The 6,523-nt window shown below is 72.4% G+C and carries 6 protein-coding genes; 2 read left to right on the plus strand and 4 right to left on the minus strand.

Translation table 11 applies throughout. The features are described from left to right. From HMPREF0731_RS17160 to HMPREF0731_RS17175, 4 genes are all read right to left on the minus strand, one after another. Positions 1-899 (minus strand): dihydrodipicolinate synthase family protein (locus HMPREF0731_RS17160; protein WP_007005447.1); only part of this gene is annotated, 899 nt, incomplete at its 3' end. Further along, positions 896-2,104, minus strand: coding sequence for a sialidase family protein (locus HMPREF0731_RS17165; protein ID WP_007005448.1), 1,209 nt, complete (start codon positions 2,102-2,104; stop codon positions 896-898). The genes HMPREF0731_RS17160 and HMPREF0731_RS17165, both read right to left, overlap by 4 nt. A gap of 26 nt (positions 2,105-2,130) precedes the next feature. Next, positions 2,131-2,985 (minus strand): IclR family transcriptional regulator, encoded by an 855-nt coding sequence (locus HMPREF0731_RS17170; protein WP_007005449.1) that lies wholly within the window; start codon positions 2,983-2,985, stop codon positions 2,131-2,133. Between the two features lie 93 nt (positions 2,986-3,078). Beyond that, positions 3,079-3,771, minus strand: coding sequence for an SDR family NAD(P)-dependent oxidoreductase (locus HMPREF0731_RS17175; RefSeq protein WP_040613847.1), 693 nt, complete (start codon positions 3,769-3,771; stop codon positions 3,079-3,081). A 191-nt stretch (positions 3,772-3,962) separates the two neighbouring features. On the opposite strand from HMPREF0731_RS17175, the gene HMPREF0731_RS17180 reads away from it, so the two are divergent. Next, positions 3,963-5,513 (plus strand): ABC transporter substrate-binding protein, encoded by a 1,551-nt coding sequence (locus HMPREF0731_RS17180; RefSeq protein WP_007005451.1) that lies wholly within the window; start codon positions 3,963-3,965, stop codon positions 5,511-5,513. After that, on the plus strand, positions 5,510-6,421 hold the full coding sequence (locus HMPREF0731_RS23325; protein WP_007005452.1) for a metallophosphoesterase family protein: 912 nt from the start codon (positions 5,510-5,512) through the stop codon (positions 6,419-6,421). The genes HMPREF0731_RS17180 and HMPREF0731_RS23325 overlap by 4 nt, the downstream gene beginning before the upstream one ends. The last annotated feature ends 102 nt before the right edge of the window (positions 6,422-6,523 follow it).

Below are 6,523 nucleotides of genomic sequence, written 5' to 3' on the forward strand. Positions count from 1 at the left end.
CGCGTCCTCGGCGCCAGCGGCAGCAGGGGCGGGCGCAGCCGCGCCCAGCCGGGCTTGCCGGTGCGCGCGGCGGTCATCGCCTTCAGCGACGCCATCTGCGGGAAGCGCGAGGCCTTGTTGCGCGCCGCCACCACGCGGGCCTGCGCCGCATCCACCTCCGCCGCGCGGTCATCCTCCAGCGCGTGGCGGTAGACGAAGGCCAGGTCGCGGGCGACGAGGTTGGAGGTTGCGGTGATGCAGCCGGCGCCGCCCTTGCGGCGCAGCGGCAGCATCAGCGGATCCGCCCCCGCCAGCACGGAGAAGCCGGGGAAACGCTCCACCATGGCTTCCATGTTGGCGATGTCGCCGGCCGAATCCTTGATGCCGACGACGGTTTCGGGAAAGTCCCGCAGCAGCCGCGCGATCACCGCGTGGCTGATTGGCACCGACGACATCTGCGGGATGTGGTAGAGCACCACGCGCAGCCGCGAATCGCCGATGCGCTGCAGCACCTCCGAATAGGCGGCATAGACGCCATCATCGCTGACGCCCTTGTAGTAGAAGGGCGGCAGCATCACGACATCGGTGACGCCGCAGGACAGCGCGTGCTGCGTCAGCTGCACCGTCTCGGTGAAGGCGGCGACGCCCGTGCCGGGCAGCAGCGTGCCGGGCGCGACGCCGGCGGCGATGGTCGCCTCCAGCAGCGCCTGACGCTCGGCCACCGAGAAGGAATTGGCCTCGCCGGTGGTGCCCAGCATGGCGATGCCGTCGCAGCCTTCGGCCAGCAGCCATTTCGCGTGCGCGGCGAATTCGGCGTGGTCCGGCGCCAGATCCTCGGTCAGCGGGGTCAGCGCGGCGCAGAACACGCCGGTCGGGCCGCGCAGCGCGGTGTTGGCGACGGGGGCGGCGGCGATGCTCATGCGGTCTGCTCCTTGACCCAGGCCTCGGGGACCGAGACGTATTTGATGGCCTGGCGATAGACGGTGTAGGCGATGTGCAGCCGCCCATCCTGCCCCTCGGTGACGGTGGGGTAGGAGAATTCGCGGTTCAGCCCCTCGCGCGAATTGTTGGTCATGCAATAGCCGTCGCCGGTCTCGAGGTTGCGGCGCCAGGGCCAGCTGCGGCCGCCATCCTCGGAGATGGCCAGCGTCATCGGCGCGCGCGGCACGCCCCAGAAGGTGCTGCGGCGCGTCGTGTCGATGGCGGCGACCACCTTGCCATCGTCGCTGTCATCCTCGATGTCGTCATAGAGCGACAGGCGACGCTCGGTCGCGTCCGCCGCGCTGCTGTGGTTGAACACCATGGCCAGATGGCCGTTCGACAGCCGCGCCACCTGGATCGAGGAATTGTTGTTCGGCAGCTCGGTGGGTTCCGGCGCGCTCCAGGAGCGGCCGCCATCGGTCGAGCGCGAGACATACACATTGTCCGCCCAGCGGCTGCGGTAGAAGGCCGCCAGCGTGCCGTCGCGCAGATCGACGATCGACATGTGCACGCAGCCCAGGCTGTCCGGCACCTCGATCTCGGTCCAGCTCTTCCCCTGGTCGGTGGAGAGCTTGACGGCGCTGACATCCTCGTCGCCGACCCATTTCTTGCCGGGCGTGCTCTTGCAGACCCAGATCGGCAGCAGCCAGTCGCCATTGTCCAGCACCACCACGGGCTGGCGCATGAAGGTGCCGCCCTCCGGCCGCGGGCCGAACAGCGTCTCCACCGGCCCCCAGCTGCGCCCCATATCGTGCGAGATGCGCTTGCGCACGATGGCGGTGTCCTGGTTGCCGGAGATCTGCGCCGTCCAGATCAGCCAGAGCGTGCCATCGGGCGCTGGGAACAGAAGAGGATTCTGCTCCGAGCGCGTGGCATCCTCCGACAGCCGCACCGGCGCCGACCAGCGCTCCGCGCCGGGATCGAGGCGGGAGAACCAGGCGCAGATATCCGGCACGCCTTCCTGCGTGCCGCCGAACCAGACGCAGCCCAGCGAACCATCCGGCAGCGGCGTCAGATTGGCCGCATGGCTCTGCACCGTGGCCGGCGGGATATAGGCTTCCAGCCGCGCCGGATCCTCGGGCGCCGGGCGGACCAGCCCGGCCTCGCCGAGATCGAGCCGCCCTTCCGCATTGGTCCTGATCATGGCTGCGCTGTTTCCTCCACGCTGCGTCAGCCGGCGCCGGGGGCGGCGATGGCGCCGCGGGAGAGGCGCAGCGCCTCCTCCAGCGAGCGGGCCACCGCGCGCAGCCGCGGCAGGCCGGCGGCGACGAAATCCTCGAGCGGCGCGCGCCCGGCCTCGATGGTCAGGCTGACCCCCGCGCAGGGGCGGCCGGCGGCATCCAGCACCGGCGCCGCGACGGTGCGCAGCCCATAGGCATTCTCGCCATCCGAGACGGCGTAGCCCTGCGCCCGCACCGCCTCCAGCCGCGCCAGCAGCGCCGGCAGCTCGGTCACGGTGCGTTCGGAGAGTTTGACGCGCTCGCGCGCCTCCAGGGCGCGCAGCTGCTCCTCGCGCGGCAGGAAGGCCAGCACGGCATGGCCGAGCGCGGTGGCATAGGCGCCGACCCGGGTGCCGGGGCCACGCGCCATGCCCAGCCGCTCCAGCCCCTTCTGCACCCGCGCCAGATAGACCACGTCGCCGCCCTCCACCGCGCCCAGCGAGGCGGCGTCGCCGAAGCCCGGCACCAGCTCGCGCAGCAGCGGCGTGGCGTGGTCGGGCAGGCCATGCGCGGCCAGGGCGGAGAAGCCCAGCTCCAGGCATTGCAGGGTCAGGCGGAAGCGGCGGCTGTCGGGGACGGCGCGCAGATAGCCCAGCGCCTCCAGCGTGTGCACCAGGCGGAAGGCGGTGCCGCGATCGGTGCCGGCGCGGGCGGCGATCTCGGCCAGCGTCAGCTCGGGCAGGTCCGGGCCGAAGGCGCGCAGCACCGCGAAGACCTTGGCGGCGGATTGCACGACATTCTTCGGATTCTCGGCGGCGGCCGGGCGCGGCTTGCGCACCACCTCCTCCGCCTCTGCTGCTGGCACCGTCCCGCTCCTGATGTTCGGATTGCGAACTTGTGTTCGTCTTTTCCTAGCGTCCTCCATTCGCCCCTCCCCTGTCAACCGCCGCCGGCCGCGTCACAGCGAGCTGCCGCCGCAGATCACGATGGTCTGGCCGGTGATGGCGGCGGCCTCGGGCGCCAGCAGGAAGGCGACGGTGGCCGCCACCTCCTCCGGGCGGATCAGCCGGCCGATCGGCGGCAGGCGCGGCGCGACCGAGGCGCGGGCGGGGTCGCGCAGCATTGGCGTGTCGGTGGCCGCCGGGGCGACGACGTTGACGGTGATGCCGCGCGGCGCCAGCTCCGCCGCCCAGGACCGGCTCAGCCCGGTCAGCGCCGATTTGCTGGCGGCATACTGGCTGCGCCCGGCGGCGCCATTGGCGGTGCGGCTGCCCAGCAGCACGATGCGCCCACCCTCGCCCATGCCGGGCAGCAGGAGATCGGCCAGCAGGCTGGGGGCCTGCACATGCAGCTGCCACATGCTGGCCCCGGCCTCGGCCTGGAGCTCGCCGAGCGGGGCGGTGGCCATCAGGCCCGCGGCATGGATGAAGGCATCGGCCCGCAGCCCCTCGGCCGCCGCGCGCAGCGCCGTGGCATCGCCCAGATCGGCCGGGCGGTGGGTCAGCGCCGGGTGCTCGATGGCGGGCGGCCGGCGGCTGAGCGCGGTGACGCGCCAGCCATCGCGCAGCAGGCGGTGCAGGATGGCCTCGCCAATGCCGGAGGAGGCGCCGGTCAGCACGGCATGCGGGGCGGGGTCGGTTGGCTGGGGCAAGGCGGTTTCCTCGGCGCTCGGGCGGGCCGGCGCGGCCCGCATCGCGCGATCCTGCCCCGGCGGCTTGCCCGCGGTCACGCCCCCGGCGCCTTCGTTCCGCCCCCGGCGGCATCACGCAATTGCCGCCGAACCGTCAAGCCGGCTTCATCGCGCTTTGGCAGAGAGGCCTCCGCATATCCGGATGAGCCGCCATGCCCTGGACCAGACGAACCCTGCTCGGCGCCGGCCTGGCGCTGGGCGCCGCCGCCCGCCCCGCCCTCGCGCAGGGCGCCGCCCCCCGCCCGGTGCTGCAGATCGGCGTGCCGGAATTGCCGCCGACGCTGGAGCCGGCGCGCGAGCTGTCCAATGTCGGCACCCGCGTCACCTACTCGATCTTCGACACGCTGATCCGGCGCGACTTCCTGGGCTCGCCCGATGGCGGCGGCGCCGGGCTGCGGCCGCATCTGGCGACCGCCTGGGAGCGCAACGGCCCCTCCGAGCTGGTGCTGACGCTGCGGCCGGGCGTGCGCTTCCACAATGGCGACCTGCTGACGGCCGAGGATGTCGTCTACACCTTCATGTCGCGCCGCATGCACGGGCCGGAGGCGCTGATGCCCGAGGCGCGCTCCTATTTCGCCACGCTGGCCAGCGTCGAGGCGGTGGGCGAGAATGTGGTGCGCTTCCGCACCCGCGTGCCGGATGTGCTGCTGGAGCAGCGCCTCGCCTCCTGGTGCGCCTGGATCGTCAACCGCCGCGCCTATGAGGAACGCGGCTTCGACGGTTTCAGCCGCGACCCGGTGGGCAGCGGCCCCTACAGGCTGCGGGAGTTCCAGACCGACCAGCGCATCACCCTCGACGCTTTCGACGATCACTGGATGGGCCGGCCCACCGCGCGCCAGGTGGTGTTCCGCCAGATCCCCGAGCTCGCCGCGCGGGTCGCCGCGCTGCAGGCCGGCGATGTCGGGCTGATCACCAACGTCCCGCCCGACCAGGTGGCGCCGCTGCGCGGCCAGCGCGGCATCGACATCCGCCAGGTGGTGCTGGCCAATGCCCATGTGCTGACCTTCGATGAGCGCGGCCCGGGCATGGGCGACCGGCGGCTGCGCCAGGCGCTCGGCCTCGGCATCGACCGCCAGCTGCTGGTGGACACGCTGTGGGATGGCGCCGCGGTGGTGCCGCCCGGCCACAATTTTCCGGAGTATGGCCCGCTCTTCCTCGAAGGCCGCGGCCTGCGCCACGACCCGGCCGAGGCGCGGCGCCTGCTGCGCGAAGCCGGCTATGCGGGGGAGGAGATCACCTACCGCACCATGCCGCATTACTACACCAATGCGCTGCGCGCGGCGCAGGTGATGATCGAGATGTGGCGCGAGATCGGCGTCAGGGCGCGGTTGCAGGTGGTGGAGAATTTCAGCCAGATGCGCGGCCCCGGCCAGCAGATCGGCAACAATTCCAACTCGACGCGGCTGCCCGACCCGCTGGGCTCGCTCTGGCTGTCCTGGGGCCCGTCCAGCTGGTTCCAGACCTCCGGCGCCTTCCGCTCGACCGCGGCCTTCAACGCCGCCGGCCGCGCGCTGGAGGCCGAGACCGACCCGGACCGCCGCCGCGCCCTGTTCGCCGCCATGCTCGACGCCTGGGAGACGGAATCGCCCGGCACGGTGCTCTACCAGCCGGCCGAGTTCTACGCCGTGCGCAGCAACATTCGCTGGCGGCCCTACACCTTCTATTTCATGGATCTGCGTCCGGACAATCTGAGCTTCGCATGAGCCACGCCGACACCCCGCTGCGCCTGGTGCAGGTCAGCGACACGCATCTCTCCGCCAGCCATGGCTATTTCGCTGTCAACTTCGCCGCCTTCCGCGCGGCGATGCTGGCCGACCCGCCGCCGCTGATCCTGCATGGCGGCGACCTCTCCTTCAACGGGCCGGCGGCGGAGGAGGATCTGCGCTATGGTGCCGCCTGCATGGCCGCACTCGGCATTCCCTGGCTGGCCGTGCCGGGCAACCACGATATCGGCGAGGCGCCGGGCCATGCGCGGCTGGACCAGCCGCTGACCCCCGCGCGCATCGCCGCCTGGCGGCGCCATGTCGGGCCGCAATGGTGGCGGCACGACCTTGGCGCCTGGCGCATCATCGGCCTCGACAGCGCGCTGATGGCCAGCGGCCTGGCCGAGGAAGCGGCGCAGCACGATTTCCTGCGCGAGGCCCTGGCCAGCCGCGAGGACCGCCACGTCTTCGTGCTGCTGCACATGCCGCCCTTCGCCGGGGATGTGGAGGATGCGCGCTTCACCACATCCTGCCTGCCGCATGCGGCGCGGGCGGAGTTCCTCGGCCTCTGCGCCGCCGGCGGGGTGCGGGTGATCGCCTGCGGCCATCTGCATGTCTACCGGCAGATGCGGCATCGCGGCCTGCCGATCGTCTGGGCGCCGGCCACCGCCATGGTCAATGCGCGGCAGGGGCTGGAGCGGGATGGGCGCCTGCCGCGCCCGGGCTATCTGGAATGGCGGCTGCACGCCGATGGCCGGGCCGAGCACGCGCTGGTGGAGCCCGAGCGCATGTTCGTCATCGACATGACCGGCTGGACGGAGCGCAACGGCGCCACCACCACCACCCTGCCGCCGCTGCCCGACCCGGCGGCGCTGCTGCGCCCGGCGGAGGCCCTGGCCGCGCTTTGACAGGCAGGCCAGGGCGCGGAAAAAGCCCTGGCCAGGCCGGCCGGCGCCATGCGCCAATGCCGGCACCCTGCCCGGAGAGACGCCGCCTTGCCGCCGCCCGCC

It is taken from the genome of Pseudoroseomonas cervicalis ATCC 49957 (genome assembly GCF_000164635.1).
Taxonomy (GTDB): Bacteria; Pseudomonadota; Alphaproteobacteria; order Acetobacterales; family Acetobacteraceae; genus Pseudoroseomonas; species Pseudoroseomonas cervicalis.